Here is a 26,537-nt window from a genome sequence, read left to right as displayed (position 1 = left end):
CCGCGCGTCAGAACCCGCGACGACGGGTCGCGTCCTGCACCTCGCCGATGAGCTCCTCGATGATGTCCTCCAGGAAGAGCACCGCGGTGGTCTCGCCGGCCTCGTTGCGCACCTGCGCGAGATGGCGGCCGGCCCGGCGCATGACGGCCAGGGCGTCCTCCAGGTCGGTGGTCTCGAGCACGGGCACCATGTGGTGGACGCGACGGGTCGTGATGGGGCGCGCGACGTCGGTGGCGGCATCCGGCCCCTCCGCCGCCCGCAGGATGTCCTTGAGGTGCACGTAGCCCAGCGGTGCACCCTCGCCGTCGACGATCACGTAGCGCGAGAAGCCGTGCTTGGCCACGGCGCGCTCGATCTCATCGGGCGTCGTCCGCTCGGGGAGCGTCACGAGCTGCGACAGCGGCACCGCCACCTCGGCGGCCTTCTTGTCGGTGAACTCGACGGCGGCGGCGACCGTTCCGGCCGCGTCGTCCAGCACGCCCTCGATGCGCGACTGATTGACGATCGTCGCGACCTCCTCGAGCGTGAACGTCGAGGCGGCCTCATCCTTCGGCTCGACGCGGAACAGCCGCACGATGTGGTTCGCGACCCAGTTCAGGGTCACGATCACCGGGTGGAAGAGCTTGGACACCCACACGAGCGGCGTGGCGAGCATGAGCACGGCGCGGTCGGGCACCGAGAACGCGAGGTTCTTCGGCACCATCTCGCCGAACACGACGTGCAGGTACGACACCAGCAGCAGGGCGATCGCGAACGCGACGCCGTCGACGACGGCCTCCGACCAGCCGGTGAGCCCGAGCGGCTCGGCGAGCAGGTGGTGGATGGCGGGCTCGGACACGTTCAGGATCAGCAGCGAGCAGATCGTGATGCCCAGCTGGCTGGTCGCGAGCATCAGCGTCGCGTGCTCCATCGCGTACAGCGCGGTCTTGGCCGAGCGGGACCCCTTCTCTGCCAACGGCTCGATCTGCGAGCGGCGGGCGGAGATGACGGCGAACTCGGCGCCGACGAAGAAGGCGTTGGCGATGAGCAGCACCACGAGCCATGCGATTCCGGCCCAGTCGTTCATCGACGCTCACCCCCTTCCGTCGTCGCCGCCGCGTGCGGCATCGGCGTCGGGACGAACCGCACCCGCTCCACGCGGCGTCCGGCCATGCGCTGCACCTCGAGGGTGCCGTCCTCGATCTCGACGGTGTCGCCGACGGCGGGGATGCGCTCGAGGACGCTCATGATGTAGCCGCCCACGGTGTCGTAGACGTCGCCCTCGGGGATGCGGATGCCGGTGCGATCGCGCACCTCGTCGGGGCGCAGCTCGCCGGGGAACACCACGGTGTCATCGACGCGGACGATGCCCGCGCGGCGCCGGTCGTGCTCGTCGAGCACCTCGCCGACGATCTCCTCGACCAGGTCCTCCAGCGTCACCACGCCCGCGGTGCCGCCGTACTCGTCGACCACGACGGCCATCTGGTAGCCGCGAGCGCGCAGCTCGGCGACGAGGACGTCGAGGTGCACCGCCTCGGGGAACCGCAGCGGCTCGGTCGCCAGCGCGGCGGCGGGCACGTCCGCGCGGCGCTCCCGCGGCACGCCGACGGCGGCCTTGAGGTGCACGATGCCGGTGATGTCGTCCATCGACTCGCCGTAGACGGGGAAGCGGCTGTGCCCGGTGCGGCGCGCGAGCTGGATGACGTCCTCCGCGGAGTCGTCCGCGGCCAGCGCATGGATGCTCGGGCGGGGCGTCATGACGTCGGCCGCGCTCAGGCGCGCGAAGGTGAGGCTGCGGTCGAGCAGCGACGCGGTGTCCTCCTCCAGCACGCCGGCGCTGGCGGAGCGGCGCACGAGGCTCGACAGCTCCTCGGCCGTCCGCGCGCCCGAGAGCTCCTCCTTGGGCTCGACGCCCATCGCCCGCAGCACGCCGTTCGCGCTGCCGTTGAGCACGACGATCGCCGGGCGGAACACCGTCGTGAACCCCACCTGGAAGGGCATGACCAGCTTCGCGGTCTGCCTCGGGATCGCCAGGGCGAAGTTCTTGGGGACCAGCTCGCCGATGATCATCGAGAACACGGTCGCGATCGAGACGCCGATGACCGCGGCGAGGGGCCGCGACACGCCCTCCGGGATGCCCCACGCGTCGAAGACCGGAGCGAGCAGGTTCGAGATCGCCGGCTCCATCGTGTAGCCGGTGAGCAGCGTGGTCAGCGTGATGCCCAGCTGCGCACTGGACAGATGCGTCGACGTGATGCGCAGCGCGCCGATGGTCATCGAGAGCCGCGACTCGCCGGCCGCCTGACGGGCCTCGAGGTCGGCGCGGTCGAGGTTCACCAGCGCGAACTCGCTCGCGACGAACAGCCCGGTGCCGATGGTGAGCAGGAGCCCCACGCCCAGCATGACGTAATCCATCACGCGCACCCCCTGTTCGGCCAGGAGTCAGGCCGGTGCATCCGGGAGTCGGGTCGGTGGGGCGATCGTCTGCAACTGGGGGGGTCGTCCATCGTGCCGCCAAGTCTACGACAGGGGTCCGGGCGCGGCCGCGGATCGCTCACGACGACGGGCCCCTGCGGTCGGCGGGCGCCCGTGTCAACCCCCTCCGCGACCGGGCGCGGGACTGCGCAGGCTGTGGGGATGACTGACACGAGCGCCGACCGGCAGACGGACCCCCGCAACGCTCCGCCACCCGAGCACCCCGACAAGCCCGACACGCCCCGCGAGATCGAGAAGCGCTCCTGGAAGTACGTCTTCGTCAAGACGGCCAGGGAGTTCTCAGCCGACGAGTGCACCGACATCGCCGCCGCGCTGACGTTCTACTCGGTCCTGGCGATCTTCCCCGGGCTCGTCGCCGTCTTCTCGATCTTCGGGCTCCTCGCCGGCAGCGGTGAGGCGACCGGCGCGATCATCGGCGTGGTCGAGAGCGTGTCACCCGAGGCGGCCGACGCGCTGCGCGGCCCGCTCGAGCAGGCGGCCGAGTCCCCCGCCGCCGGATGGGGCCTCGTGCTCGGCCTGCTGCTGGCGATCTGGTCGGCATCGGGCTACGTCGGGGCGTTCAGCCGCGCGATGAACCGGATCTACGAGATCCCGGAGGGCCGGCCCTTCTGGAAGCTGAAGCCGGCCCAGCTGCTGGTCACGGTCATCGGGGTGGCGCTGATCGTGGTGGCGCTCGTCATCCTCGTCGTCTCCGGCCCGGTGGCAGACGCCGTGGGCTCGGCGCTGGGCCTCGGCGAGGTGGCCACCACGGTGTGGTCGATCGTGAAGTGGCCGGTGCTCGCCCTCGTCGTCGTGCTGATGGTGGCGATCCTCTACTACGCGACGCCCAACGCGAAGCAGCCGAAGTTCCGCTGGATCAGCTTGGGGTCGCTGCTGGCGATCCTCACGCTCGTGGTGGCGTCGGCGGCGTTCGGCATCTATGTGGCGAACTTCTCGAACTACGACCGCACGTACGGCTCGCTCGCGGGGGTGATCGTCTTCCTGCTGTGGCTGTGGATCGCCAACATCGCGCTGCTGTTCGGAGCCGAGTTCGATGCCGAGCTCGAACGCGGGCGCCAGCTGCAGGCCGGGATCGAGGCGGAGGAGGACATCCAGCTGCCGCCCCGCGACACCCGCAAGAGCGACAAGGCCGCGCAGAAGGAGAAGAAGGACGTCGAGGAGGGCAGGCGCATCCGCCTGCAGCACGCGGACGACGACGACGAGTCGGCGCACACCGGCGGGAGCAGCGGCGAACGCTGAGGCCGGGACGGATGCCGCAGGCCGCGGCATCCGTCATCCCTCACCAGCTGACGGGAAGCGCCTTGCCCTCCTCGTACCCCGCCGCCGACTGCAGTCCCACCCGCGCGCGGTCGTGGAACTGCGCCACCGTCGCCGCGCCGGCGTAGGTGAAGGACGACCGCACTCCCGAGGTGATCATGTCGAGCAGGTCCTCCAGGCCCGGGCGCAGCGGGTCCAGGTAGATGCGTGACGACGAGATGCCCTCCGCGAAGAGCTCCTTGCGGGCCAGCTCGTACGGGTCGAGGCGTCCGAAGCGCTCATGCACGGCCTTGGTCGAGGCCATGCCCCACGACTCCTTGAAGGCGCGGCCGGCCTCATCGACCTGAAGCTCGCCGGGCGCCTCGATGGTGCCCGCGAACCACGATCCGATCATGACGGATGCCGCGCCCGCCGCGAGCGCCAGCGCGACGTCGCGGGGGTAGCGCACACCGCCGTCGGCCCACACGTGCGCGCCCATCATGCGGGCGGCCTCGGCCGTCTCGAGGACCGCCGAGAACTGCGGGCGGCCGACGGCGGTCATCATCCGCGTCGTGCACATGGCCCCCGGGCCCACCCCGACCTTCAGGATCGTGGCGCCGGCGGTCACGAGGTCGTGGACGCCCTCGGCGGTGACGATGTTCCCGGCCGCGATCGGCAGGCCGAGGTCGAGGTCGGCGACGGTGCGCAGCGCCTGCAGCATCCCCTCCTGATGGCCGTGGGCGGTGTCGAGCACGAGGACGTCGACGCCGGCGCCGGCCAGGGCTCGCGCCTTGGCCGCGACGTCTCCGTTGATGCCGACCGCCGCAGCGACGATCAGGCGGCCGGAGGCGTCCACGGCCGGGCGGTAGAGCGTCGAGCGCAGGGCGCTGCGGCGCGACAGCGTGCCGACGAGGTGTCCGTGGTGCAGGACCGCCACCAGCTCGGCGTCCGCGGCGACGATCACGTCGAACGCGTGGCGGGCGCTCTCGATGTCATCGGCGTCGACGGACGCGGCGCGCCCGCGCGCGAGGTCGCCGAGACGCGCATCGGGCAGCGCGGTGCCCAGGCGCGCCGCCGGCACGATGCCGAGGACGTCGTCGGCGTCGATCCGGCCGGCCGCGACCTCTGCCACCACGATGCCGTGCCCGTCGGTGGGCGGGAGCAGCCGCGCGGCGTCGGCGACGGTCGCGTCCGGCGGGAGGACCAGCGGCGTGTCCCAGGTGACGGGCTGCGCCTTGACCCAGCGGATAGCGGCGTCCAGCTCCTGCAGCGGCATGTCCTGCGGGAGCACGCCGAGTCCGCCCCGCCGCGCGAGCGTGGCGGCCAGGCGCGCGCCGGTGACGGAGTTCATGTTGGACGAGACGAGCGGGATCGTCGCGGTCGTCCCGTCGTGGGGGGCGAGGTCGACGTCGAGCCTGCTGGCGACGGCGGACCGGCGCGGGACGAGGAAGACGTCGGAATAGGTCAGGTCGACGTCGGGGGCTTCGCCGTAGAACTCCATGACCGCCAAGGGTAGTGACACTTCCTGTGCGGGTAATCGTTCGCATTCTTTCGGCTTCCGCACGGGCGGGGACCGGGACCGCCCGCGCGGACTGGGCTAGGCTTAACCCCACGCGTGCGCCGGCTCTGAGCCCCACGCGTATCCCAGAACTTCACCGATGAAAGCAGGCGATTCAGCGTGTCGAGCCAGGTGACGGGCGTCGGGGTTTCGAACGAGGGTGAGTTCGGAGCCAACGAGTGGCTCGTCGAGGAGCTGTACGAACAGTTCAAGATCGACCGGAACTCCGTCGACAAGGCATGGTGGCCCGTTCTCGAGGCCTACCACCCCGCCGACGGCGCGGCACCGACGGCCCCCGCTGCGGCGCCGGCCGCACCCGCGCAGGCCGCGGCGGCCACGGCACCCGCGGCCGCTGCTGCTCCGGCACCCGCGGCACCGGCGCCTGCCGCCGCTCCCGCGGCGCCGCAGCCGGCGGCGGAGCCCCGCCCGGTGACGGCGCCCATCCCCGTCATCGGCAACCAGCCGGTGGCGCGCACGACGGCGAGGCCCGCCGCCCCGCAGCCGATTCCGGCGCAGGCGCCCAAGGCGCAGCCGTCGTCGGCGGACGGCGAGGCCGAGGCCGACGTCGTCACGGCGCTGAAGGGCCTGCCCAAGACGCTTGCGGCGAACATGGACGAGTCGCTCACGGTGCCCACGGCCACCAGCGTGCGCACCGTCCCGGCGAAGCTGATGATCGACAACCGCATCGTCATCAACAACCACATGGCCCGCACGCGCGGCGGCAAGGTGAGCTTCACCCACCTCATCGGCTGGGCGATCATCCAGACGCTCAAGGAGTTCCCGAGCCAGAACGTCTTCTACGCCGAAGTCGACGGCAAGCCCTCCGTGGTTGCGCCGGCGCACATCAACCTCGGCATCGCGATCGACCTCCCCCGTCCCGACGGCAGCCGTGCCCTGCTCGTGCCCAGCATCAAGCGCGCCGAGCAGCTCTCGTTCAACGAGTACCTGACCACGTACGAGGACCTGGTCGGCCGTGCTCGCGGCAACAAGCTGACCGCGGCCGACTTCCAGGGGACGACGATCTCGCTGACCAACCCCGGCGGCATCGGCACGGTCCACTCCGTGCCGCGCCTGATGAAGGGTCAGGGCTGCATCGTGGGCGCCGGCGCCCTCGAGTACCCCGCCGAGTTCCAGGGCGCGAGCGACAAGACGCTCAACGAGCTCGCGATCGGCAAGACGATCACGCTCACGAGCACCTACGACCACCGCGTGATCCAGGGCGCCGGGTCGGGCGAGTTCCTCAAGAAGGTGCACGAGCTGCTCATCGGGCAGCGCGGCTTCTACGAGGACATCTTCTCGGCGCTGCGCATCCCCTATGCGCCGATCCACTGGGCGCCCGACATCAACGTCGACCTCGCCGAGCGCGTCGACAAGCAGGCGCGCGTCCAGGAGCTCATCAACTCCTTCCGCGTGCGCGGTCACCTGATGGCCGACATCGACCCGCTCGAGTACGTCCAGCGCACCCACCCCGACCTCGAGATCGAGAGCCACGGACTGACCTTCTGGGACCTGGACCGCGAGTTCGTCACGGGCGGCTTCGGCGGCAAGCGCCAGATGAAGCTGCGCGACATCCTGGGCGTGCTCCGCGACTCATACTGCCGCACGATCGGCATCGAGTACATGCACATCCAGGACCCGGTGCAGCGCGCGTGGTTCCAGCAGAACGTCGAGGTCAAGTACCAGAAGCCGGGCCACGACGAGCAGCTGCGCATCCTCGACAAGCTCAACCAGGCCGAGGCGTTCGAGACGTTCCTGCAGACCAAGTACGTCGGGCAGAAGCGCTTCAGCCTCGAGGGCGGCGAGTCGCTGATCCCGCTCCTGGACGAGATCCTCCAGGGCGCCGCCGAGGCGGGCCTGGACGGCGCCGCGATCGGCATGGCGCACCGCGGCCGCCTGAACGTCCTGACCAACATCGCCGGCAAGACCTACGGGCAGGTGTTCCGCGAGTTCGAGGGCTCGGTCGCCATCGGGTCCAAGAGCGGCTCGGGCGACGTGAAGTACCATCTCGGCACCGAGGGCACCTTCGTCGCCGACAACCAGGCGGAGCTCCCCGTCTACCTCGCCGCCAACCCGTCGCACCTCGAGACCGTCGACGGCGTGCTGGAGGGCATCGTGCGGGCCAAGCAGGACCGCAAGCCCATCGGCAGCTTCACCTGGCTCCCGATCCTGGTCCACGGCGATGCGGCCTTCGCCGGCCAGGGCGTCGTGGTCGAGACCCTGCAGATGTCCCAGCTGCGCGCCTACCGCACCGGCGGCACCGTGCACGTCGTGGTGAACAACCAGGTCGGCTTCACGACCACCCCGGTCGACGCCCGCACCTCGGTCTACGCCACCGACGTCGCCAAGACGATCCAGGCGCCGATCTTCCACGTGAACGGCGACGACCCCGAGGGCGTCACCCGGGTCGCGCAGCTGGCCTTCGCCTACCGCGAGCGGTTCCACCGTGATGTCGTCATCGACCTCGTCTGCTACCGCCGCCGCGGTCACAACGAGGGCGACGACCCGTCGATGACGCAGCCGCTCATGACGAACCTCATCGAGGCGAAGCGCTCGGTCCGCCGGCTGTACACCGAGGCCCTCGTCGGCCGCGGCGACATCACCGAGGAGGAGTACGAGAAGGCCAAGCAGGACTTCCAGAGCCGCCTCGAGGTCGCCTTCGCCGAGACGCACGCCGCGGAGACCGGCTCCTCGCCCGTCGTCGTCCCCGATGAGGTCACCGTCGCCGTCGCCGGCGAGCCGGAGACGACCGGGGTCGCGCGCGAGATCGTGAACCTCATCGGCGACACGTTCGTCAACAAGCCGGAGGGCTTCACCGTCCACAACAAGCTCCAGCAGCTGCTCGACAAGCGGCTCGACATGAGCCGCAACGGCTCGATCGACTGGGGCTTCGGCGAGCTGCTGGCCTTCGGGTCGCTCCTGCTGGAGAAGACGAACGTGCGCCTGGCCGGCCAGGACTCCCGCCGCGGCACGTTCGTGCAGCGCCACGCCGTCCTGCACGACCGGGCCAACGGGCAGGAGTGGATCCCGCTCGCCAATCTGTCGGGCGACCAGGGCAAGTTCTACGTCTACGACTCGTTCCTCAGCGAGTACGCGGCGATGGCGTTCGAGTACGGGTACTCCGTGGAGCGCGCCGACTCGCTCGTGCTGTGGGAGGCCCAGTTCGGCGACTTCGCCAACGGGGCGCAGTCGGTGATCGACGAGTTCATCTCCTCGGCCGAGCAGAAGTGGGGCCAGCAGTCGAGCGTCGTTCTGCTGCTCCCCCACGGCTACGAGGGCCAGGGCCCCGACCACTCGTCCGCACGCATCGAGCGCTACCTCCAGATGTGCGCGCAGGACAACATGACCGTTGCCCGCCCGTCGACCCCGGCCTCGTACTTCCACCTGCTGCGGCGCCAGGCGTACGCGCGCCCGCGTCGTCCGCTGGTCGTGTTCACGCCGAAGGCCATGCTGCGCCTGCGGGGTGCGACGAGCCCGGTCGACGACTTCCTGACCGGCCGCTTCGAGCCCGTGCTGGACGACGAGCGCGGGATCGACAAGTCGGCCGTGAAGCGGGTGCTGCTGCACGCCGGCAAGATCCACTGGGACCTGCGGGCGGAGCTCGAGAAGAACCCCAATCCCGAGATCGCGCTCGTGCGCCTCGAGCAGTTCTACCCCGCTCCCGTCACCGAGCTGAACGCCGTCATCGACTCCTACCCGGACGCCGAGCTGGTGTGGGTGCAGGACGAGCCCGAGAACCAGGGCGCGTGGCCGTTCATCGCGCTGGAGCTGGTGAAGCACCTCGGCGGTCGCACCATCAGCCGCGTCTCCCGCTCGTCCGCCGCCTCGACGGCGACCGGGTCGCCGAAGGTGCACGCCGCCGAGCAGGCGAAGATCATGCAGAAGGCGCTGACGCTCTAAGGCCGGCTGCGCCGACCGGCCCTGGACGCCCCTCAGCTGAGCGGGGAGGTTCAGGGCCGGTCTGCGCCTGCCCTAGGGAGAACGCTCGATGTCGCCTGGGCATCCGCCGGACCTACAGTGACAGGGGTTCCTCACCTGCGCTCACCGGGGACGACCGCACCATCCACCCGTGGAACCCGGGAGGAAGCAATCATGTCCATCAAGCGCATCTCCATCGCCCTGGCGGCTGCCGCGGCTGCGGTGCTGCTCGTCGGGTCGCCCGCCTACGCGGGCAACGCCCACTTCATCGGCAACCACACCAGCGCGTCGCTGGACGGGACGAGCCTCGTCGTGGAGTTCAAGGAGGCGGGCCTCGAGTCCGGATCCGTGGAGACGGTGACGGCCTCGGCCCATCTGACCGCGACGTACCAGTGCATCAACAACGGCGGCTCCAACCCCGCCGACCCGAAGAAGACCACGATCGACAGCGAGGTCACGCAGAGCGGCGAGTTCACGGCGACCAAGAACGGCCAGCTCGTGGGCTCCCTGACACTGTCGATCCCGGCTGCCGACACCGTTCTGGACTGCCCGAACGGACAGACGGCGACTCTCACCGCCGGCGCGTGGTCAGGCATCACGATCACCGATGAGACCAGCGGGGCCTTCGCCATGGTGGCGGGCTCGTTCTCGTTCGGAGCCCCGGTCGGCCACGGCGGTGGCAAGAACTGATCCCTGATCACCGGACGGACGGGGAGACGGCGACGCCCCCCGTTCGTCCGGCGCATGCCGTCAGAGCGGGTCGACGCCGGCGCGGGCGAACGCGGCGGCTGCGGCATCCGTCGACTCGATCCGGTCAGACTCGACGAGCCCCAGGCGCGTGCGTCGGTCGAGCAGGTCGTCGACGCTCATCGCACCCTCGACCATGACGCCCCATTGGAGTTCCTGGGCCGTCACCCCGCGCGCCGCGCCGGAGCCGTCCGGGAGCGCGGCCGCATACGGCGCCTCGGCGCCATACCGCCGCACGAGGCGCGCCGGCGCCGCGATCTCCGCCAGCCGATGCCGCGGCCACGCGCCGACGAGAGGGATCGCAGCGGTCCGCGAGGGCCGCGCGGGGAGGGACGGGTCACGCCGGATGACGGCATCGACGGCGTCCTCGGCCATGCGCCGGTACGTGGTGAGCTTGCCGCCGACGATGCTCAGCACCCCCGTCGCGGACTCGATGATCGCGTGCCGGCGCGAGAGGTCGCTGGTGTCGCCGGGCTCGCCTGCCAGAAGCGGTCGCAGCCCCGCGAACGTCGCGAGGACGTCGGTGCGCTCGAGCGGGTCGGCCAGGACGGTGTTGACCGTGCCGAGGAGCATCTCGATCTCCGCGTCGGTGGCGTGTGCGATCTCGGGGACCGGCCCGTCCACCGGGACGTCGGTGAGACCGATGTAGGTGCGTCCGTGCGGTGCGGGCAGCGTGAACACGAAGCGGCTCGTCGAGCCCGGGATGGGCACCGTGAGCGAGACGTCCGAGCCGCCCAGGCGCTCGGTCGACACCACGAGGTGCGTGCCACGACTGGGTTGCAGGCGCACGTCGGGATCGAGCCCGCCCGCCCACACGCCGGTCGCGCTCACCACGGCCCGCGCGCGCAGGGTCAGCTCCGTGCCGGTCACGAGGTCGCGGAGGCGGGCGTCGCCGCCGGTCGCCGAGGTCGCCTCGACGCGGGTGAGGACGGATGCGCCGTACCCGGCGGCCGTCCGCGCCACCGCCACGACCAGCCGTGCGTCATCGATGAGCTGGCCGTCCCAGCCGCGCACGCCGCCGCGAAGTCCATCGGCGCGGACCGCGGGCGCCAGTCGCCGCGTCGTCCCCGGCCCGATCGCTCCCGGCCCGGGCAGCAGGGCGCCCGGCGTGCCGACGGTCCGCCGCAGCCCGTTGCCGAGTTCGTAGCCGAGTCCGAGGTAGGCGCCGCGCGCAAGGTGCCCCGGCTCGTGCAGCGGCACCACCTGCGCGAGGGCGCGCGTGAGGTGGGGAGCGGTCCGCGTCATGAGGATGTGCCGCTCCAGCGCGCTCTCGCGCGCGATGCCGATCTGACCGGACGCGAGGTATCTGAGGCCCCCGTGCACGAGCTTCGAGCTCCAGCGGCTGGTGCCGTGGGCGAGGTCACCGCGCTCGACCAGCACCGTGCGAAGCCCTCGGCTCGCGGCATCCAGGGCGATGCCGGCACCGGTGATGCCGCCGCCGATCACCAGGACGTCGATCTCGCGACTCCCGGAGAGCGCGTCGAGCTCCTTCGCGCGGCGCGATGCCGTGAGCGCCGAGGGGGAGGGCGTCCGGCCGAGGATGAGCGGCGTCATCGCGCACCCCGGGGCGAGAGGTAGCCGTGCACCGCGTGCGCGAGCTCGGTGCGCCACGCCTCGTCGGGAAGCCACTCGGCCACCAGCGGCGCCGACTGCACCGCGGACTGCGCGATGAGGAGCAGCATCGCAGCCTGCTTATCCGGGTCTCCGTCGCGCACGAACCCACGGCGCTGGCCGTCGGCGATGCGCCGCGCGGTCTCGCCGTGGATGGCGCGCTGGCTCGTGCCGAGCCGGTCGAGGATGTAGCGCGCGAACAGCTCGGGATCGGTGTCGCGCAGGCGGTCCACCAGCGGCAGCCGGCGGACCCGGTCGGCGGTCCCGACGAGCAGGGCCACGAGAGCCTCGAGATCATCGGCCCGCTCCCGGCCGGCGGGCAGCGTGGCAAGCAGCTCCCGGGTAACGAGCGCCGCGAACACCGCCTGGGCGTCGGGCCAGTACCGGTAGAGCGTCTGACGGGAGATCCCGCAGCGGCGGGCGATGTCGGATGCCGTCGTCCGCCGGATCCCGTGCTCCAGCACTTCCGCCAGCGCGGCGTCGAGGATCGCGCTCTCGGTGTCGGACACTCCGTCGGCCATGTGACAACCATACAGAATGTGTCATACTGTCGCCATGGCTGCGACGGCGCACACCGACTCCGCGACCCCCGCGAGCCCGATCGCCCGTCCGGCGCCCCGCCCCCGTGGCGACTGGGACGCGTGGGGCTCCCAACCCGCCCGGCTCCCCGCGGCGGCGAAGGCGATCGTGGCGACGCTGCTCCCCGGCAAGGCGCACCCCGTCCCCCGTCGGCAGGTCCCCGAGCTGACCCCGTCCCTCATCTCCGACGCCGACCTCGGCGCGCTCGCGGACGTGGTGGGGGTGCATCACGCGTCGCGCGCCGACGCCGTGCGGCTGCTGCACCTGGGCGGCAAGAGCACACCCGACCTCCTCCACCGCCGGATGGACGGACTGCAGAACGCGCCCGACGCCGTCGTATCCCCCGCCGATCACGACCAGATCGCCGCGGTGCTGAGAGTGTGCGACGACCGCGGCATCGCCGTCGTCCCGTTCGGCGGAGGCACGTCGGTCGTCGGAGGCGTCGAGCCGGAGCGCGGCGAGCACGCCGCGGTCATCGCGCTCGACCTGTCGCGCACCGCCGCCCTCCTCGCGCTCGACGAGGTGTCGCTGCTGGCCTGCTTCGGCGCGGGCACCACGGGTCCGCAGGCGGAGGAGCTGCTCGGTGCCCGCGGCTTCACGCTCGGCCACTTCCCGCAGAGCTTCCCGTACGCCTCGCTCGGCGGCTTCGCGGCGACGCGGTCGAGCGGTCAGGCCTCGCGCGGCTACGGCCGCTTCGACGATCTCGTGCACGCCCTGCGGATCGCGACGCCGGCGGGCGACCTCGATCTGGGCCGCTCTCCGGCGAGCGCCGCCGGTCCCGATCTGCGGGAGCTCTTCCTCGGATCCGAAGGGGCCTTCGGGGTGCTCACCGAAGTCACCGTGCGCATCCGCCCGCTTCCGGGGGCCACGGCGTACCGGGCGTGGTCGTTCCCCGACTTCGCGACGGGGACGGCGGCGCTCCGCGAAGCCACGCAGCGCGGCATCCGACCCACCGTGCTGCGGCTGAGCGATGAGACCGAGACGCGCGTGAACGCGGCGATGGGCGGGCACCTCACCCGGATGCGCGGATGCCTCGCCATCGCCACCTTCGAGGGGGCGACCCTCGAAGAGGCGGAAGCCGCGCGCGATGCGCTGGACACGGTCTTCGCCGCTCACGGTGCGACCTCGCGCGGCGAGGATCCGGCCCGCTCATGGGAGCGCGGGCGCTTCTCCTCCCCCGCGCTGCGCGACACGCTCATGGACACCGGCGTGCTGGCCGAGACGCTCGAGACGGCGACGACGTGGGCGAACCTGCCGGCGCTCAAGCGGGCGGTGACCGATGCCCTGAGCGCGAGCCTCACCGCCTCGGGCACCAAGCCGGTCGTGCTGTGCCACATCTCGCACGTGTACCCGGCGGGTGCGTCGCTCTACCTCACCGTCATCGCCGCGCTCGGCGAGGATCCCCAGGCGCAGTGGAAGACGGCGAAGGATGCCGCATCCCGGGCGATCGGCCACGCGAACGGCACCATCACGCACCATCACGCCGTCGGCCGGGACCATCGCCCCTACCTCGCGACGGAGATCGGCCCGCTCGGCGTCGAGCTGCTGCGCGCCGTCAAGGCCGTACTGGACCCCCGCGGCATCATGAACCCGGGCGCGCTCGTCGCCCCGCGCAGCGACACCGGCGCATGAAGGTCGCGCTCCTGGTCAACCCGGCGGCCCGCGCCGGCGCGCACACCGGCGCGACGAGCACCGCCGCCGAGCGCCTCCGCACGCACGGGGTGCAGACGACGGTCCTGAGCGGCGGCAGCGCCGCCGAGTCATCCGCCCTGCTGCGGGCGGCCCTGGACGCCGGCGTCGACGCGGTCGCCGTCGTCGGGGGCGACGGGACCGTCAACCTCGCCATCCAGGAGGTGGCCGGCACCGGCGTCCCGCTCGGCATCGTGCCCTCGGGCACGGGCAACGACTTCGCGGCGATGCTCGGGCTGCGCGAGCTCGACGCGCGGGCGGCCGCCGACGCGATCGCCGGTGGCCTCACGCGGCGGGTGGATCTCGCGCGCGTGACCCGCGGCGACGGATCGACGCAGTACTTCGGGACGGTCCTGGCAAGCGGCTTCGACTCCAAGGTCAACGACCGCGCCAACGCGATGCGCTGGCCCAGAGGCGGCTCGCGCTACGACATCGCGATCCTCGTCGAGTTCCTCACCCTCGCCGGCATCCCGTACGAGGTCGACGTCGAACTCGCCGACGGCACCCGCGAGCAGATCCGCGGCGACCTCGTGATGGCGACCGTCGGCAACGGTCGCACCTACGGCAGCGGCATCCCGATCTGCCCGGACGCCGATCCCGCCGACGGTCTGCTCGACGTCCTGCTGGTGCGGCCCGCCGGACGGCTGCGCCTGCTCCGGCTCCTGCCGCGCGTGTATCGCGGCACGCACACCACGGTGCCCGAGGTCTCGGTACGCCGCGCGAGGTCGGTGCGCCTGTCGTCGCCCGGTGTCACCGCGTACGCGGACGGCGACCCGATCGGCGCTCTTCCGCTGTCGGTGGATGTCGTGCCGGCGGCGCTCACGGTCTTCACGCCCGCACCAGCCTCCTGACCGGACCTCGGGCGATAACTGCTCGCGCCGTCCGTCAGTGCGCGGCCTGGACCGCCCGCAGTCGGGCCAGCACCTGGTCACGCAGCTCCTCGGGAGCCGTCTCCTTGCAGGCGCGTGCGACCACCTCGGTCAGCGTGCGCGCGACCAGCGCCTCGTCGCGGCATCCCGCGCAGTGCTCCAGGTGCTCGGCGATGTCGCTGTGCTCGGTCTTGCAGACCTCGTTGCGCAGGTACTCCTCGAGGTCGCGCCGCGCCTTCTCGCAGCCGCAGTCGGTCATTTCGTGCTCCTTGTGGCGGCGGTGGTGATGCCGCGCTCTGTTGCGTAGTCGGCCAGCAGCTCACGAAGCATGCGCCTGCCGCGGTGCAGGCGGCTCATGACCGTGCCGATCGGGGTCTTCATGATGTCGGCGATCTCCTGGTAGGCGAAGCCCTCGACGTCTGCGAGGTACACCGCCAGCCGGAAGTCCTCCGGGATGGACTGCAGCGCGTCCTTGACGACCGAGGCCGGCATGCGGTCGATCGCCTCCGCCTCGGCGGAGCGGGTGCTCGTCGCGGTGGTCGACTCGGCGCCGCCGAGCTGCCAGTCCTCGAGCTCGTCGATCGTGCCCTGGTAGGGCTCGCGCTGCTTCTTGCGATAGGTGTTGATGTACGTGTTGGTGAGGATGCGGTAGAGCCACGCCTTGAGGTTGGTGCCCTGGGTGAAGGTCTTCCACGACGCGAACGCCTTGACGAAGGTCTCCTGCACCAGGTCGGCGGCATCCGCGGGGTTGCGTGTCATGCGCATGGCCGCCGCGTACAGCTGGTCCATGAAGGGCAGCGCCTGCTCTTCGAACTGCGCGCGCGGGTCCTGCACCTGGTCGGTCTGACCGGCGTGGTCGATCGAGTCGCTCATCACGCGCCAGTCTACGGTGGCGGGTTGCGGACCGCCCGAGACGTCGGGTGAGGGTGCCTCGATGTCGAGGCGGTCGAGAGTGGCGAACATCCGGCTCCGCTCGGTGGGTGGACTCACGACGGCTGGCCCCGCATTACGCGGCGGATCAGAAGCCGTTCAGTAGGGTAGAACCCGATGACAGTCGACGGGTATTCCCCCACCTCCGCGCCGATCGAGCGCGGCCACTGGCGTGCCCCCGTCGCGGACGGTCCGCTGCACGCGACGGTGACCGTTCCCGGGTCCAAGTCGCTGACCAATCGCGAGCTCGTGCTGGCCTCGCTCGCCGACGCGCCGAGCAGGCTGATCGCACCGCTGCACTCCGACGACTCCGCCCGGATGATCGACGCGCTGCGCTCGCTCGGCGTCGGCATCGAGCGCGTCGAGGGCACGGGCATGTACGGCCCCGACATCGAGGTGACGCCCGTGTGGCCGCTCCGCGGCGACACCGAGGTGGATTGCGGGCAGGCGGGCACCGTCATGCGGTTCGTCGCCGGCCTCGCCGGCTTCGGGCGCGGCGACGTGACCCTCACCGCGCACGAGAGCGCGCTGCACCGGCCGATGGGGGCGATGATCACCGCACTGCGCGACGTCGGCGTCGACATCGACGACGGCGGCCGCTGGGCCCTGCCCTTCATCGTGCGCGGGCACGGTCACGTGCGCGGCGGCGAGGTGACGATCGACGCCGGCGCGTCCAGTCAGTTCGTCTCGGGGCTGCTGCTGGCCGCGCCCCGGTTCGACGTCGGCCTCCAGCTCAAGCACGCCGGCAGCCGCCTGCCCAGCATCCCCCACATCGACATGACGGTCGAGGCGCTCGGGCATCGCGGCGTGCACGTCGAGCGCCCCGGCGTGGGCGAGTGGATCGTGCCCGCGGGCCCGATCCGCGGCAAGGACGTGGCGATCGAGCCCGACCTCTCCAACGCGGCGCCGTTCCTCGCGGCGGCGATGGTCGCGGGCGGCTCGGTGTCGGTCACCGGCTGGCCGGCGCACTCCACGCAGCCCGGCGCGATGCTCACCGAGATCCTCTCCCTCATGGGTGCCCGCGTCGTCCGCCGCGGCGGCGCGCTGACCGTCACCGCCGGCCCGGCCATCCAGGGCGTCGATCTGGACCTGTCGGCCGCGGGCGAGCTCACCCCGACGATCTTCGGCCTCGCCGCCTTCGCGGAGTCGCCGTCCACGCTGCACGGGATCGGCCACATCCGCGGCCATGAGACCGATCGCATCGCGGCCCTCGTGTCCGAGCTGCGGCGCCTCGGCGGAGAGGCGGAGGAGCTCGCCGACGGCATCCGCATCACACCGCGGCCGCTGCACGGCGGCACCTGGCACGCGTACCACGACCACCGCATGGCGACCACAGGAGCGCTCATCGGCCTCGCCGTCCCGGGCGTCGAGGTCGACGACATCGGCACGACGGCCAAGACGATGCCCGAGTTCCCCCACATCTGGCAGCGGATGCTCGAGGGCCGGCACGCCGACGGCGGCCGGCCGGAGGAGACGATGCGCGCGTCGTGAGACGGCGCGCGCAGGGCCCGCACAGCGATCGGGATGACACGGTGAACCGACCCAGGACGACGGCATGAGCTGGCTCGACGACCTCGACGAGGACGACGAGCCGGAGTTCGACGAGGCCGACGTGCGGGTGCGCCCGAACCCGAAGGCGAACCGCCCGCGCACCAAGCGGCGCCCGGCGCACAGCGACGCGCGGATCGCGCGCGTGCTCGGCGTGGACCGCGGCAGGTACACCGTGCTCGTCGACGAGGACCTGCCCGACGAGCGCACGGTGCTCGCCACCCGGGCGCGCGAGCTGCGCAAGACCCCGATCGTCACGGGCGACCGCGCGCGCGTGGTGGGCGACGCGTCGGGCGACGACGGCACCCTGGCGCGCATCGTGGGCATCGAAGAGCGCACGTCGCTGCTGCGGCGCAGCGCCGACGACACCGACCAGGTCGAGCGCGTCGTCGTCGCCAACGCCGACCAGATGCTCGTGGTCGTCGCCGCCGCCGACCCCGAACCCCGCCCGCGGCTCGTCGACCGCTACCTGGTGGCCGCGCTGGATGCCGGCATCCGCCCTCTCCTCGTCGTCACCAAGACCGACCTCGCCGACCCTGCCGCGTTCCTCGCCCACTTCGAGGGCCTCGACCTCGAGGTGTTCGCCAGCGGAAAGGAGGAGATGCCGCTGGACCGGATCGGCGCGGCCCTGGCCGGCCACTCGACCGTGTTCGTCGGGCATTCCGGCGTGGGCAAGTCCACGCTCGTGAACGCGCTCGTCCCCGATGCGCGGCGCGCCACCGGGCACGTCAACGTCGTGACCGGGCGCGGGCGCCACACCTCCAGCTCCACGGTGTCGCTGCGCTACCGCGGCGAGAGCGGCAGCGGCTGGGTCATCGACACCCCCGGGGTGCGCTCGTTCGGACTCGGGCACGTCGACCCGGCGAACATCCTCCGCGCCTTCACCGACCTCGCCGAGGTGGCCGAGGAGTGCCCTCGCGGCTGCACGCACCTCCGGGATGCCCCCGACTGCGCGATCGTCGAAGCGGTCGACGAGGGGCGACTCGGTCCCGGCGGCCCGGCGCGACTCGATTCGCTGCAGCGGCTGCTGGAGACGTTCGCGAAGAAGGCGCAGGAGCCCGGCGCCTGAGGCACGACGGGCCGCCGCCTAGAGTGGACAGGTGACCACGACGCGCCTCGAACCCGGCTCCCTCGCCCCCGCCTTCACCCTCGTCGACCAGGACGACCGTGCCGTGGACCTCGAGGACCTCCGCGGCGGCCGGGTCATCCTCTTCTTCTACCCCGAGGCGATGACGCCCGGCTGCACCAAGGAGGCGTGCGACTTCCGCGACAGCCTCGCACCGCTGCAGGCCGCCGGCTACACCGTCCTCGGTGTCTCGCGGGACCAGCCCGAGAAGCTCCGGCGGTTCCGCGAGCGCGATGGCCTCACCTACGGTCTGCTGAGCGACCCGGACCACGCGGTGCACGAGAAGTACGCGGTGTGGGGCGAGAAGGTGAACTACGGCAAGACGTTCATGGGCGTCATCCGCTCGACGTTCGTCATCGACGAGGAGGGCCGGATCGCGCACGCGCTGTACAACGTGCGCGCCACCGGGCACGTGTCGCGCCTGCGGACGACGCTCGGAGTCTGAGACCGGATCAGCGCGACGCGCATCGGCGCGATCGCGGGTCAGCGCGAGGCCGCTCCCGGCGCGTCGCCGTCCGCTCCATCGGCGCCTCGCGCCTGGCGTCCGGCATCCCGCACGGCCAGCACGAGCAGCACCAGCACCACGACGGCCGGCACGGCGAGGGCCAGGGCGAGCCCGGGGACCGCGAACGCCCCGGTCGCGGCGCCGAGCGCGACGGCGAGGATCAGCAGCTGCGTGACGATGCCGCCGGAGCGCCCCCACGACTGCCCCCGCCAGATGGCGGCCGCGAACGCCAGCACCGCCACGGCGCCGACGAGGGTGAGCACGACGAGCGCGATCGCGCTCTCGATCGAGCCGGTGTCGCCGCCGACGATCGCCGCGATCTCCCCGACGGTCAGCGCCGCGATGCCGAGACCCTCCAGACCCACGAGCACCGCCGCGATCCTTCCGGACAGGTTTGTCCGCATTCTCCGTCGACTCCTCTTCCACACGTCAGGCGTTTGTGCGAAACCTCCAGGTCAGAGGGGGAACACTCAGCCGGTTCCACATAAACCCGCCGATCAACCCTTGATTCAGGTAAACCGCTATGGGACGATTGGTGAAGCCGTGTGCTCCCACAGCGACGTGGGGCGAGTGATCTCGCACATCCCACAGGGTATCCGACCCGAACGGATCCCAAGCCCCACCCCCTCTCACAAGGAGCACCACCATGGACTGGCGCGACAAGGCCGCCTGCCTGACCGTCGACCCCGAGCTGTTCTTCCCCGTCGGGAACACCGGACCTGCCGTCGATCAGATCGAGAAGGCCAAGTCGGTGTGCGCACGCTGCACCGTCACCGAGATCTGCCTGCAGTACGCCCTCGAGACCGGACAGGACTCGGGCGTGTGGGGCGGTCTCTCCGAGGACGAGCGCCGCGCCCTGAAGCGCCGGGCCGCCCGCGCGCGCCGCGCCAGCTGACACAGCGCCCGAATCGAGCGGATGCCGCAGCCGCGGCATCCGCTCTCCTGTGCGCGCTCGGTTACCCAAGCCCGGCGGTCCGGCTCCTACCTCGCTGCCCCCGTCGCGACCGGAGCCGCGTCAGCGCTCGCCGGCGCCCGTACTGCTCCGGCCCGCGTCGACGATGTACCGCAGCGGGATCTCGATCGTCACCTCGGTGCCGCTGCCCATGATGGTGTGCCAGTCGATGGTGCCGCCGAGCTCGCCCTGGATGAGGGTGCGGACGATCTGGGTGCCCAGGCCCCGCCCGACCTGCCCTTCGGGCAGCCCCGACCCGGTGTCGCGCACCCGCACCTCGAGCCGCTCCTCGTCGCGCTCGGCGACGATCTCGACGTCGCCCTCCTGACCTGCCAGGCCGTGCTCGACCGCGTTGGTCACCAGCTCGGTCAGCGCCAGCGCGAGCGGCGTCGCGTACTCGCTCGGCAGCGTTCCGAACCGGCCGGACGAATGGGTCTTGGCACGGGTGTTGGGAGCGGCGGCCACCTCGGCGACGAGCTTGAGCACCCGCGCGAACACCTCGTCGAAGTCGACGTTCTGCGCCAGTCCCTCCGAGAGGGTGTCGTGCACGACCGCGATCGCCGACACGCGGCGCATCGCCTGGGTGAGCGCCTCGCGCGCCTCCTCGGAGTGCGAGCGGCGCGCCTGGATGCGCAGCAGCGAGGCGACGGTCTGCAGGTTGTTCTTGACGCGGTGGTGGATCTCGCGGATCGTCGCGTCCTTGGTGATGAGCTCCTGCTCCTGGTGGCGGATCTCGGTCACGTCGCGGCAGAGCACGATGGCGCCGATGCGCGTGCCGTGATCGCGAAGCGGGATCGTGCGCAGCGACACGGTGACGCCGCGCGCCTCGAGGTCGGTGCGCCAGGGCGCGCGCCCGGTCACCACGACCGGGAGCGACTCGTCGAACTGACGCTTGCCGGGGAGGATCTGCGTCACGACCTCCACGAGCGACTCGCCTTCGAGCTCGTCCTCGAAGCCCAGCCGGTTGAACGCCGACAGGGCGTTCGGGCTCGCGAACGTCGTGACCCCGTCGACGTCGAGACGGATCAGACCGTCGGAGGCGCGCGGAGCGCCGCGGCGCGGCGACGTCGGCGCCGACAGGTCCGGGAAGTCACCCGAGGCGATCATGCCGAACAGGTCGTCGGCGCATTCGTTGAACGTGATCTGCTGGCGGGAGGGCGTGCGCGCCTCGCCGAGGTTGGTGTGACGGGTCAGCACTCCCACCACGCTCAGCTGACCGCCCTGCTGGCGGGCCACCGGCACGGCGCGCACGCGGGTGGGGGTCTCCTCGAACCAGTCCGGCGAGGCGGAGTCGACGATGCGGCCGCTGTGGAACGCCTCCCGCACCTGCGTGCGCCACTGCGGGCGCACGCGGTCGCCCACGATGTCGCGGTAGAAGAGGGTCGCCGCGCCGCTCGGGCGGGTGTGGGCGACGGCGACGAACGAGTCGTCCGACGTGGGCACCCACAGCACGATGTCGGCCGACGCCAGGTCGGCGAGGAGCTGGCCGTCCCCCGCAAGACGATGAAGCCACTCCACGTCGTCCTCGCTGGAGCGGCCCTGGGCGTAGACGAGATCGCTGAGGGTCGACACGGACCTAGCCTAGAGCGCGCGCGTCGGACCGTCGGTGCGCCGCGGCAGCTCGCGCCGAGCCGGCGCCGCGGGAGCGACGGATGCCGCGCCCCGGCGTCCTCTCGGGCGCTCCTGCCGCGGGAGTGGGCACGACGGCCTCTCCGGCGAATCGCCGCAGGCCCAGGACCAGCGGCGACTTCGGTGCGACCTCGGCGATCGGCCGGCCCGCGAGGATCGCCGCGTCCGCCGAGCGCGGATCCTGGGGCAGGAACCAGACGTCGCGGATTCCGGCGAAGCGGTCGAGCGTGCGGCGGACCTGGCCGCGCGCGTCGATCCCGAGCGTGCCCGGGCGCAGCCGGTTCGCGACGACGGCGATCGGGGTGGCGCCGACGGTCGCGCGCAGGTCGGAGTGACCGCGGAGGAAGCGCGCGATCCCGACCGGGTCGGCCGCGGCGACCGCGACGACGAGATCGGCCGCGCGCAGCGCGGCGAGCGCTGCGGCGTTGCGGCGCGGGCCGTCGAGGTCGCTCACGATCTCCTCGTCGCGCTCGAGCGATGAGGCGACGTCGACCACCGTGTAGTCCGCCCACTCTCGGCAGGCGGCCAGCGCCGCCGCCACGCGACGCTCGCTCAGATCGGGCCAGCGGGACGGGCGGTTGATGCCGGTGAGCACGTCGACGCCCGAGCGTCCGAGCGGTGTCGCGATGCGCTCGAGCTCGCTCGCGTCGAGCCCGCCGAGCTCCGCCTGGCGGCACGCGGCCGCGAAGCCGGGCCCCTCGTCGGCCAGCCCGAGCGTGAGAGCCAGCGACGGCGCGTGCGTGTCGGCGTCGACGAGCGCGACGTGGCGGCCGCCCCGCGCCAGCTCGACGGCGAGCTCGGTGGCGACGGTGGACCGTCCGGGTGCGCCCGCGGCGCCCCAGACCACGATCACCCGCGGCCGCTCCGGCGCCTCCGGCGCAGCGCCCACGGGCGCGGCCGACAGCGCGTCGGCGATGCGCCACGGCTCGATGTGCCGCTCCAGCGGCGCTTCGAGCCCGCACGCCGCGGCCAGACGCTCACCGACGGCGTCGACGACGAGCGGCACGACGCGCGTGCCCGCGCGGTCGCAGAGCGCCACGACCGTGGGTGACATGGTGCGACGTGAGACCGCCAGGATCAGCGCGTCGGCCTCCGCGAGCGCGCGCAGCACGCCCTCGGCCTCGGCTCCCCGCAAGCCGTCGGCGGCGGCCAGCAGCGGCGCGTCCTCGGGAAGCTCCGCGATCACGTCGACGCCCTCGCGACGCAGTCCTGCGACGAGCGCGGCGGCGTCCTCGACGGCCACAACGACCTTCACGAGCCCGCCCCCGTAGCCGGGACGATGGAGAGCGCGGACTCGTCGGCCATCGCGGCGAGCGTCGCCGGCACGTCGGCACGCGGGATGACGAGCTCGAGCGCGGCCGCTCCCCCGCCGATCATGGAGTCGTCCCGCGTCACCGAGACGACCGTGGCGTCGGCCACGAGCACCCGTGGCTCGTCGTACCCGCCGTCCTCGCGGATCGGTGCGGCCCAGACCTCGACGACGGCGCCGGCCCCGACGGAGGCGGGCACGTCCACGGCGCTGCGGACGACGACGTTGGTGGTGCGGGCCGACCGGGCCTCGCCGACGGATGCCGCCGGCACGAGCTCGCCGGCCTCGACGGTGCGTGTCGCCACGAGGGCGCCGGCGGAGTGCTCGGCCGGGAGGTACGCGCCGGCGAGCGCGCCGAGGGCGACATCGACGACCTCGAGGTCGCCGGGCTCGATGACCTGCCCGGGGACGAGGGTGTGGGCGGCGGCGTAGACGGGGACGGTCTGCCGCGCCGCCGTCACGACGAGCCAGACGCCGGCGACGGAGGCGGCCACCAGCAGCACGCCGAGGAAGAACCGGGCATCGCCCCAGAAGGCTCGACGCGGTGTGCGGACGGGATCGCTTGCGGCGGTCATGCGTCCATCGTCGCCGAGCCGGCGAAACGGCGTCGATCGTTATCCACAGGGCCTTCCCGCTCCGGCCCTCCCGGACACCGCGGGGCGATAATGGGGGCATGCCCGATGACCCGACGTCCGCCGTGCGTCTTCTCGCCCCCGCACAGGTGGGCGAGGTGCTCGGCGTCTCCGTCGACGAGGTCATGGCGCTCGTGCTCGAGGGACGGCTGCGGGGCGTGCGGGTGGGCGCGCCGGGCCGCTGGCGGATCGAGGCTGCGAGCGTGGGAGACTACCTGGACGACCAGGCCGAAGAAGCGCGCCGCATCGCCCTGTGGCACCAATCCCAGACAGCCAGCTTCCCCGAGCTGTGGGGCGGCGGGATCGTCCGCAACCCCGACTGATCCCGGGAGGATCAGGGCAGCGCCGGAGCCGTGTCCGCCCGGATCCACGCCACGGCGGCGAAGGGGATCAGGCGGTAGCCCGAGACCTCGTCGGCACGCCGTGGCGTCCCCGGCTCGTGCAGGGCCAAGTCGAGGTGATCGGCGCCCGCTCTGTCGATGGTGCCCGTCAGGACGCGCCCGCTCGTCAGGTGCACCGCGACCCCGGCACGCCGGCGCACGAGGTCGCGCAGGACGAAGCCGAAGGTCAGCCGGTCGGCCAGCGCCGAGCGGGCGGGGCCCGGCCGCGCGGAGCGGAGCAGGTCGGCGTGCGGCGCCCCGATCGCGAGGATGGATGCGAACGGCACGATGACGGCTCCGCCGCCCTCGGCGGGCCGCAGTGCGGCCCAGCCGGCGCCGACGCCGATGACAGCCGCCCGCAGGGTCGTCCCGTCGACAAGGTCGAACCCGTACGCCGAGGCGGCATCCGCGGCCAGCAGTGTCAGCCGTTCGGCGAGCGCCACACGGGACAGACGCAGCCGCTCCGCCTCGGTGTCCAGGGCATGGCGCTCGGCCTCCCATTCGGATGCGAGCTGATCCTCGAGGTCGTCGAAGAACCGGTCCCAGCGCACTCCGCGAGAGTAGGGCAGATCCGCCCGCACGAGGGATGAGTTATCCACAACCTGGGCTTTCCGGGTTTTCCTGGGAGTTCGCCGTATGTTCTAATCGCAAAGACACATCCCCCATGTCAGATAGGCACCGATGGCAATGTCGCCCGCGGGTCGTGCCCGCCTCCCCCTCGCATCCCGCACCACCGAGCTCGCGGAGTTCTTCGCTCCGCAGCGCACGCCCTCCACCGCACTGCCCTCCCCCGAGCCGTTCCTGCGCAACCTGACGGTCGGCGTCCTGGAGGTCTTCGCCGGCGTGCGCGAGGTGGACCAGCTCGCCCGCTGGCTCACCGAGGACGCCTACCGCAAGCTGGTGACCCGCGCGAACCTGGCCGCGCGTGCGCGCAGCGCGCGCGGCGTGCCCGCGCGTCGGCCCGTCCACACGATCATGTCGGTGCACGAGTCCTCTCCCGCCGACGGGATCGTCGAGGCGGTCCTCGTCGTGCGCGGCCCAGCGCGCACCCGTGCCCTCGCCGTGCGCCTGGAGGGCATGGACGGCCGCTGGCGCGCGACGTCCCTCGCCCTGCTGTGAGACCGGACGCCCCCGCAGAGCGCGGGCGGCCGGTCGCTGCTCAGTCCTCGGCGTCCTTGTCGATGAGGTCGAGGAGCGACTTCAGCGCATCGCGGATCTCGTCGTGGTCGTACTGGCCCGCGCGGCTCTCGGCGGAGATCACACCGGAGCGGTGCACCTTGGCGAAGTCGCCGAACGGGAACGAGTAGGCCTTCTTGGTGTCGTGGTTCTCGCTCCGATCGACCCCGAGGTGCCAGTGCGAGTACTCGGTCCACCCCTCCGTCTCGATGAAGGCGTTCTCCTCCTCGGCGCTGGGGGCCGCCTCGGACCAGTCGTCCCGCTCGTCGCGCACGACCTTGCCGTCCCGGATCAGCGCACGCGCGTGGCGCAGCGCCGGCTGGTTCAGTTCGATGGACATGCCCAGGACGCTACGACACCAGCGGGGCACGGGTCAGGGGGTTGACGGATGCCGCGGGCCGCGGCATCCGTCTCCCGCTCACTGCTTGTACGACGCGAGGAAGTTGCCCAGCCGCTCGACGGCCTCGGTGAGCACGCGCGCCTCCGGGAGCGTGACGATGCGCAGGTGGTCGGGCGTGGGCCAGTTGAACCCGGTCCCCTGCACCAGCAGCACGTGCTCGGCGACGAGGAAGTCGTAGACCAGGCGTGCGTCGTCGTGGATCTCGTGCACGTTCGGGTCCAGCCTCGGGAACGCGTAGAGTGCCCCCTTGGGCTTGAGGCAGGTGACGCCGGGGATCCGCTCCAGTCCCTCCCACGCGGCGTCGCGCTGCTCGTGGAGGCGTCCCTCCGGCGCGATGAGCGCGTCGATGGACTGAACACCCGACAGCGCCGCCTGCACGGCGTGCTGCGCGGGGACGTTCGGGCACAGGCGGGTCGACGCGAGCAGCTGGATGCCCTCGAGGAATCCGGCCGCGTGCTTCTTGGGACCGGTGATCACGAGCCAGCCCGAGCGGTAGCCGGCGACGCGGTAGGTCTTGGAGAGACCGTTGAACGTCAGGCACAGCAGGTCGGGCGCCAGCGTCGCGAGCGGGATGTGCTGCGCGTCGTCGAACAGGATCCGGTCGTAGATCTCGTCGGAGAGCAGCAGCAGCGAGTTCTCGCGCGCGATCTCGACGATGCCCTCCAGCACCTCGCGGGAGTAGACGGCGCCCGTGGGATTGTTCGGGTTGATCACGACGATCGCCTTGGTGCGGGGCGTCACCTTCGCCCGGATGTCGTCGAGGTCCGGCTGCCACTCGTCGTCGGGATCGCACCGGTAGTGCACCGGTGTGCCGTCGGCCAGACTCGTCATCGCCGTCCACAGCGGATAGTCGGGAGCGGGGATCAGGACCTCGTCGCCCTCGTCGAGGAGCGCCTGCATCGTCATGGTGATGAGCTCGGACACGCCGTTGCCGAGGTACACGTCGTCGGGGTCGAACTGCGGGAAGCCCGGCACCTGCTCGTAGCGCGACACCACGGCGCGGCGCGCGGACATGATGCCCTTCGAGTCGCTGTAGCCGTGCGCGTGGGGCACCGCCTCGATCATGTCGCGGACGATCTGGAACGGTGCCTCGAAGCCGAACACCGCGGGGTTGCCCGTGTTGAGCTTCAGGATCGTGTGACCCTCGTTCTCGAGCCGGTCGGCCTCTGCCAGTGCCTGTCCCCGGATCTCGTAGAGGACGTTCTGGAGCTTGCTCGACTGGTCGAGGCGACGGAGGGGACTCATCGCCCCAGGATATCCGCGGCCGACGA

The 26,537-nt window shown here is 72.0% G+C and carries 25 protein-coding genes; 11 read left to right on the top strand and 14 right to left on the bottom strand.

Going from position 1 to position 26,537, the window contains the following annotated elements:
• Positions 1-7: 7 nt before the first annotated feature.
• Both ACWGUG_RS12130 and ACWGUG_RS12125 read right to left on the bottom strand, forming a co-directional pair.
• Positions 8-1,066 (bottom strand): hemolysin family protein, encoded by a 1,059-nt coding sequence (locus ACWGUG_RS12130; RefSeq protein WP_452324810.1) that lies wholly within the window; start codon positions 1,064-1,066, stop codon positions 8-10.
• A complete protein-coding gene (locus ACWGUG_RS12125; RefSeq protein ID WP_336398621.1) occupies positions 1,063-2,394 on the bottom strand; it encodes a hemolysin family protein in 1,332 nt (443 codons plus the stop codon). Before ACWGUG_RS12125 ends, ACWGUG_RS12130 begins: the two co-directional genes overlap by 4 nt.
• A 222-nt stretch (positions 2,395-2,616) precedes the next feature.
• On the opposite strand from ACWGUG_RS12125, the gene ACWGUG_RS12120 reads away from it, so the two are divergent.
• Positions 2,617-3,714 (top strand): YihY/virulence factor BrkB family protein, encoded by a 1,098-nt coding sequence (locus tag ACWGUG_RS12120; protein WP_452324809.1) that lies wholly within the window; start codon positions 2,617-2,619, stop codon positions 3,712-3,714.
• Positions 3,715-3,754: 40 nt separating this feature from the next.
• Here the strand turns inward: ACWGUG_RS12120 and guaB1 are convergent, their stop codons facing one another.
• On the bottom strand, positions 3,755-5,212 hold the full coding sequence (gene guaB1, locus ACWGUG_RS12115) for a GMP reductase (RefSeq protein ID WP_452324808.1): 1,458 nt from the start codon (positions 5,210-5,212) through the stop codon (positions 3,755-3,757).
• 177 nt (positions 5,213-5,389) lie between these two features.
• On the opposite strand from guaB1, the gene ACWGUG_RS12110 reads away from it, so the two are divergent.
• Together ACWGUG_RS12110 and ACWGUG_RS12105 are read left to right on the top strand one after the other, a co-directional pair.
• Positions 5,390-9,166, top strand: coding sequence for a multifunctional oxoglutarate decarboxylase/oxoglutarate dehydrogenase thiamine pyrophosphate-binding subunit/dihydrolipoyllysine-residue succinyltransferase subunit (locus tag ACWGUG_RS12110; RefSeq protein WP_452324807.1), 3,777 nt, complete (start codon positions 5,390-5,392; stop codon positions 9,164-9,166).
• Positions 9,167-9,358: 192 nt separating this feature from the next.
• Entirely contained in the window at positions 9,359-9,874 is a 516-nt protein-coding gene (locus tag ACWGUG_RS12105) for a hypothetical protein (protein WP_452324806.1), read from the top strand.
• 60 nt (positions 9,875-9,934) lie between these two features.
• On the opposite strand, the gene ACWGUG_RS12100 is transcribed toward ACWGUG_RS12105, so the two are convergent.
• Both ACWGUG_RS12100 and ACWGUG_RS12095 read right to left on the bottom strand, forming a co-directional pair.
• Positions 9,935-11,485: a glycerol-3-phosphate dehydrogenase/oxidase gene (locus tag ACWGUG_RS12100; protein ID WP_452324805.1), complete on the bottom strand. Its 1,551-nt coding sequence runs from the start codon at positions 11,483-11,485 to the stop codon at positions 9,935-9,937.
• A complete protein-coding gene (locus ACWGUG_RS12095; RefSeq protein ID WP_452324804.1) occupies positions 11,482-12,063 on the bottom strand; it encodes a TetR/AcrR family transcriptional regulator in 582 nt (193 codons plus the stop codon). Before ACWGUG_RS12095 ends, ACWGUG_RS12100 begins: the two co-directional genes overlap by 4 nt.
• 34 nt (positions 12,064-12,097) lie before the next feature.
• Here ACWGUG_RS12095 and ACWGUG_RS12090 point away from each other — a divergent pair, with 34 nt between their 5' ends.
• A complete protein-coding gene (locus ACWGUG_RS12090; RefSeq protein WP_452324803.1) occupies positions 12,098-13,753 on the top strand; it encodes an FAD-binding oxidoreductase in 1,656 nt (551 codons plus the stop codon).
• On the top strand, positions 13,750-14,661 hold the full coding sequence (locus ACWGUG_RS12085; protein ID WP_452324802.1) for a diacylglycerol kinase: 912 nt from the start codon (positions 13,750-13,752) through the stop codon (positions 14,659-14,661). The genes ACWGUG_RS12090 and ACWGUG_RS12085 overlap by 4 nt, the downstream gene beginning before the upstream one ends.
• Positions 14,662-14,695: 34 nt before the next feature.
• Here ACWGUG_RS12085 and ACWGUG_RS12080 read toward each other — a convergent pair whose 3' ends face one another.
• On the bottom strand, positions 14,696-14,938 hold the full coding sequence (locus ACWGUG_RS12080; protein ID WP_194397840.1) for a zf-HC2 domain-containing protein: 243 nt from the start codon (positions 14,936-14,938) through the stop codon (positions 14,696-14,698).
• A complete protein-coding gene (locus ACWGUG_RS12075; protein ID WP_378882618.1) occupies positions 14,935-15,642 on the bottom strand; it encodes a sigma-70 family RNA polymerase sigma factor in 708 nt (235 codons plus the stop codon). Before ACWGUG_RS12075 ends, ACWGUG_RS12080 begins: the two co-directional genes overlap by 4 nt.
• An 84-nt stretch (positions 15,643-15,726) precedes the next feature.
• On the opposite strand from ACWGUG_RS12075, the gene aroA reads away from it, so the two are divergent.
• The 3 genes from aroA to bcp all read left to right on the top strand — a co-directional run bounded on the left by aroA (position 15,727) and on the right by bcp (position 18,728).
• A complete protein-coding gene (aroA, locus tag ACWGUG_RS12070; RefSeq protein WP_452324801.1) occupies positions 15,727-17,100 on the top strand; it encodes a 3-phosphoshikimate 1-carboxyvinyltransferase in 1,374 nt (457 codons plus the stop codon).
• Between the two features lie 64 nt (positions 17,101-17,164).
• Positions 17,165-18,226 carry a ribosome small subunit-dependent GTPase A gene (gene rsgA / locus ACWGUG_RS12065; protein ID WP_452324800.1) on the top strand — a complete coding sequence of 354 codons (1,062 nt, stop codon included), beginning with the start codon at positions 17,165-17,167 and terminating at the stop codon, positions 18,224-18,226.
• A 31-nt stretch (positions 18,227-18,257) separates the two neighbouring features.
• The gene (gene bcp, locus ACWGUG_RS12060; protein ID WP_452324799.1) at positions 18,258-18,728 is read left to right on the top strand and encodes a thioredoxin-dependent thiol peroxidase; all 471 of its coding nucleotides are present in this window, start codon (positions 18,258-18,260) and stop codon (positions 18,726-18,728) included.
• A 38-nt stretch (positions 18,729-18,766) separates the two neighbouring features.
• Here bcp and ACWGUG_RS12055 read toward each other — a convergent pair whose 3' ends face one another.
• On the bottom strand, positions 18,767-19,159 hold the full coding sequence (locus ACWGUG_RS12055) for a histidine kinase (RefSeq protein WP_336398511.1): 393 nt from the start codon (positions 19,157-19,159) through the stop codon (positions 18,767-18,769).
• A gap of 275 nt (positions 19,160-19,434) precedes the next feature.
• Between ACWGUG_RS12055 and ACWGUG_RS12050 the strand changes: the two genes are divergently transcribed.
• Positions 19,435-19,683, top strand: coding sequence for a WhiB family transcriptional regulator (locus tag ACWGUG_RS12050; protein WP_018171995.1), 249 nt, complete (start codon positions 19,435-19,437; stop codon positions 19,681-19,683).
• Positions 19,684-19,803: 120 nt separating this feature from the next.
• On the opposite strand, the gene ACWGUG_RS12045 is transcribed toward ACWGUG_RS12050, so the two are convergent.
• Genes ACWGUG_RS12045 through ACWGUG_RS12035 form a run of 3 tightly spaced genes read right to left on the bottom strand, consistent with a single transcriptional unit; the run spans position 19,804 to position 23,253 of the window.
• Positions 19,804-21,312 carry a sensor histidine kinase gene (locus ACWGUG_RS12045; RefSeq protein ID WP_336398510.1) on the bottom strand — a complete coding sequence of 503 codons (1,509 nt, stop codon included), beginning with the start codon at positions 21,310-21,312 and terminating at the stop codon, positions 19,804-19,806.
• A 4-nt stretch (positions 21,313-21,316) separates the two neighbouring features.
• The gene (locus tag ACWGUG_RS12040) at positions 21,317-22,624 is read right to left on the bottom strand and encodes an AAA family ATPase (RefSeq protein ID WP_452324798.1); all 1,308 of its coding nucleotides are present in this window, start codon (positions 22,622-22,624) and stop codon (positions 21,317-21,319) included.
• Positions 22,621-23,253, bottom strand: a complete 633-nt coding sequence (locus ACWGUG_RS12035; protein ID WP_336398508.1) for an SAF domain-containing protein — start codon at positions 23,251-23,253, stop codon at positions 22,621-22,623. The genes ACWGUG_RS12040 and ACWGUG_RS12035 overlap by 4 nt, the downstream gene beginning before the upstream one ends.
• Before the next feature lie 98 nt (positions 23,254-23,351).
• Between ACWGUG_RS12035 and ACWGUG_RS12030 the strand changes: the two genes are divergently transcribed.
• The gene (locus ACWGUG_RS12030; RefSeq protein ID WP_452324797.1) at positions 23,352-23,633 is read left to right on the top strand and encodes a helix-turn-helix domain-containing protein; all 282 of its coding nucleotides are present in this window, start codon (positions 23,352-23,354) and stop codon (positions 23,631-23,633) included.
• An 11-nt stretch (positions 23,634-23,644) separates the two neighbouring features.
• On the opposite strand, the gene ACWGUG_RS12025 is transcribed toward ACWGUG_RS12030, so the two are convergent.
• The gene (locus ACWGUG_RS12025; protein ID WP_452324796.1) at positions 23,645-24,241 is read right to left on the bottom strand and encodes a hypothetical protein; all 597 of its coding nucleotides are present in this window, start codon (positions 24,239-24,241) and stop codon (positions 23,645-23,647) included.
• Positions 24,242-24,371: 130 nt separating this feature from the next.
• Between ACWGUG_RS12025 and ACWGUG_RS12020 the strand changes: the two genes are divergently transcribed.
• Positions 24,372-24,809 (top strand): Rv3235 family protein, encoded by a 438-nt coding sequence (locus ACWGUG_RS12020; protein WP_336398505.1) that lies wholly within the window; start codon positions 24,372-24,374, stop codon positions 24,807-24,809.
• Positions 24,810-24,849: 40 nt separating this feature from the next.
• Here the strand turns inward: ACWGUG_RS12020 and ACWGUG_RS12015 are convergent, their stop codons facing one another.
• Entirely contained in the window at positions 24,850-25,206 is a 357-nt protein-coding gene (locus ACWGUG_RS12015; protein ID WP_452324795.1) for a hypothetical protein, read from the bottom strand.
• Between the two features lie 78 nt (positions 25,207-25,284).
• Entirely contained in the window at positions 25,285-26,511 is a 1,227-nt protein-coding gene (locus tag ACWGUG_RS12010; protein WP_336398503.1) for a pyridoxal phosphate-dependent aminotransferase, read from the bottom strand.
• Positions 26,512-26,537: the final 26 nt, after the last annotated feature.

Source organism: Microbacterium sp. NPDC055455 (assembly GCF_053619935.1).
The sequence above is the reverse complement of the archived record's forward strand: the minus strand, read 5'-3'. Positions and strand labels throughout refer to the sequence as shown.

Coding starts and splice junctions, on each gene's coding strand:
- ACWGUG_RS12130 (WP_452324810.1), bottom strand. CDS start 1,066: ATGAACGACTGGGCCGGAATCGCATGGCTCGTGGTGCTGCTCATCGCC.
- ACWGUG_RS12125 (WP_336398621.1), bottom strand. CDS start 2,394: ATGGATTACGTCATGCTGGGCGTGGGGCTCCTGCTCACCATCGGCACC.
- ACWGUG_RS12120 (WP_452324809.1), top strand. CDS start 2,617: ATGACTGACACGAGCGCCGACCGGCAGACGGACCCCCGCAACGCTCCG.
- guaB1 (WP_452324808.1), bottom strand. CDS start 5,212: ATGGAGTTCTACGGCGAAGCCCCCGACGTCGACCTGACCTATTCCGAC.
- ACWGUG_RS12105 (WP_452324806.1), top strand. CDS start 9,359: ATGTCCATCAAGCGCATCTCCATCGCCCTGGCGGCTGCCGCGGCTGCG.
- ACWGUG_RS12100 (WP_452324805.1), bottom strand. CDS start 11,485: ATGACGCCGCTCATCCTCGGCCGGACGCCCTCCCCCTCGGCGCTCACG.
- ACWGUG_RS12095 (WP_452324804.1), bottom strand. CDS start 12,063: ATGGCCGACGGAGTGTCCGACACCGAGAGCGCGATCCTCGACGCCGCG.
- ACWGUG_RS12090 (WP_452324803.1), top strand. CDS start 12,098: ATGGCTGCGACGGCGCACACCGACTCCGCGACCCCCGCGAGCCCGATC.
- ACWGUG_RS12085 (WP_452324802.1), top strand. CDS start 13,750: ATGAAGGTCGCGCTCCTGGTCAACCCGGCGGCCCGCGCCGGCGCGCAC.
- ACWGUG_RS12080 (WP_194397840.1), bottom strand. CDS start 14,938: ATGACCGACTGCGGCTGCGAGAAGGCGCGGCGCGACCTCGAGGAGTAC.
- ACWGUG_RS12075 (WP_378882618.1), bottom strand. CDS start 15,642: ATGTTCGCCACTCTCGACCGCCTCGACATCGAGGCACCCTCACCCGAC.
- aroA (WP_452324801.1), top strand. CDS start 15,727: ATGACAGTCGACGGGTATTCCCCCACCTCCGCGCCGATCGAGCGCGGC.
- rsgA (WP_452324800.1), top strand. CDS start 17,165: ATGAGCTGGCTCGACGACCTCGACGAGGACGACGAGCCGGAGTTCGAC.
- ACWGUG_RS12050 (WP_018171995.1), top strand. CDS start 19,435: ATGGACTGGCGCGACAAGGCCGCCTGCCTGACCGTCGACCCCGAGCTG.
- ACWGUG_RS12035 (WP_336398508.1), bottom strand. CDS start 23,253: ATGACCGCCGCAAGCGATCCCGTCCGCACACCGCGTCGAGCCTTCTGG.
- ACWGUG_RS12030 (WP_452324797.1), top strand. CDS start 23,352: ATGCCCGATGACCCGACGTCCGCCGTGCGTCTTCTCGCCCCCGCACAG.
- ACWGUG_RS12020 (WP_336398505.1), top strand. CDS start 24,372: ATGGCAATGTCGCCCGCGGGTCGTGCCCGCCTCCCCCTCGCATCCCGC.
- ACWGUG_RS12015 (WP_452324795.1), bottom strand. CDS start 25,206: ATGTCCATCGAACTGAACCAGCCGGCGCTGCGCCACGCGCGTGCGCTG.
- ACWGUG_RS12010 (WP_336398503.1), bottom strand. CDS start 26,511: ATGAGTCCCCTCCGTCGCCTCGACCAGTCGAGCAAGCTCCAGAACGTC.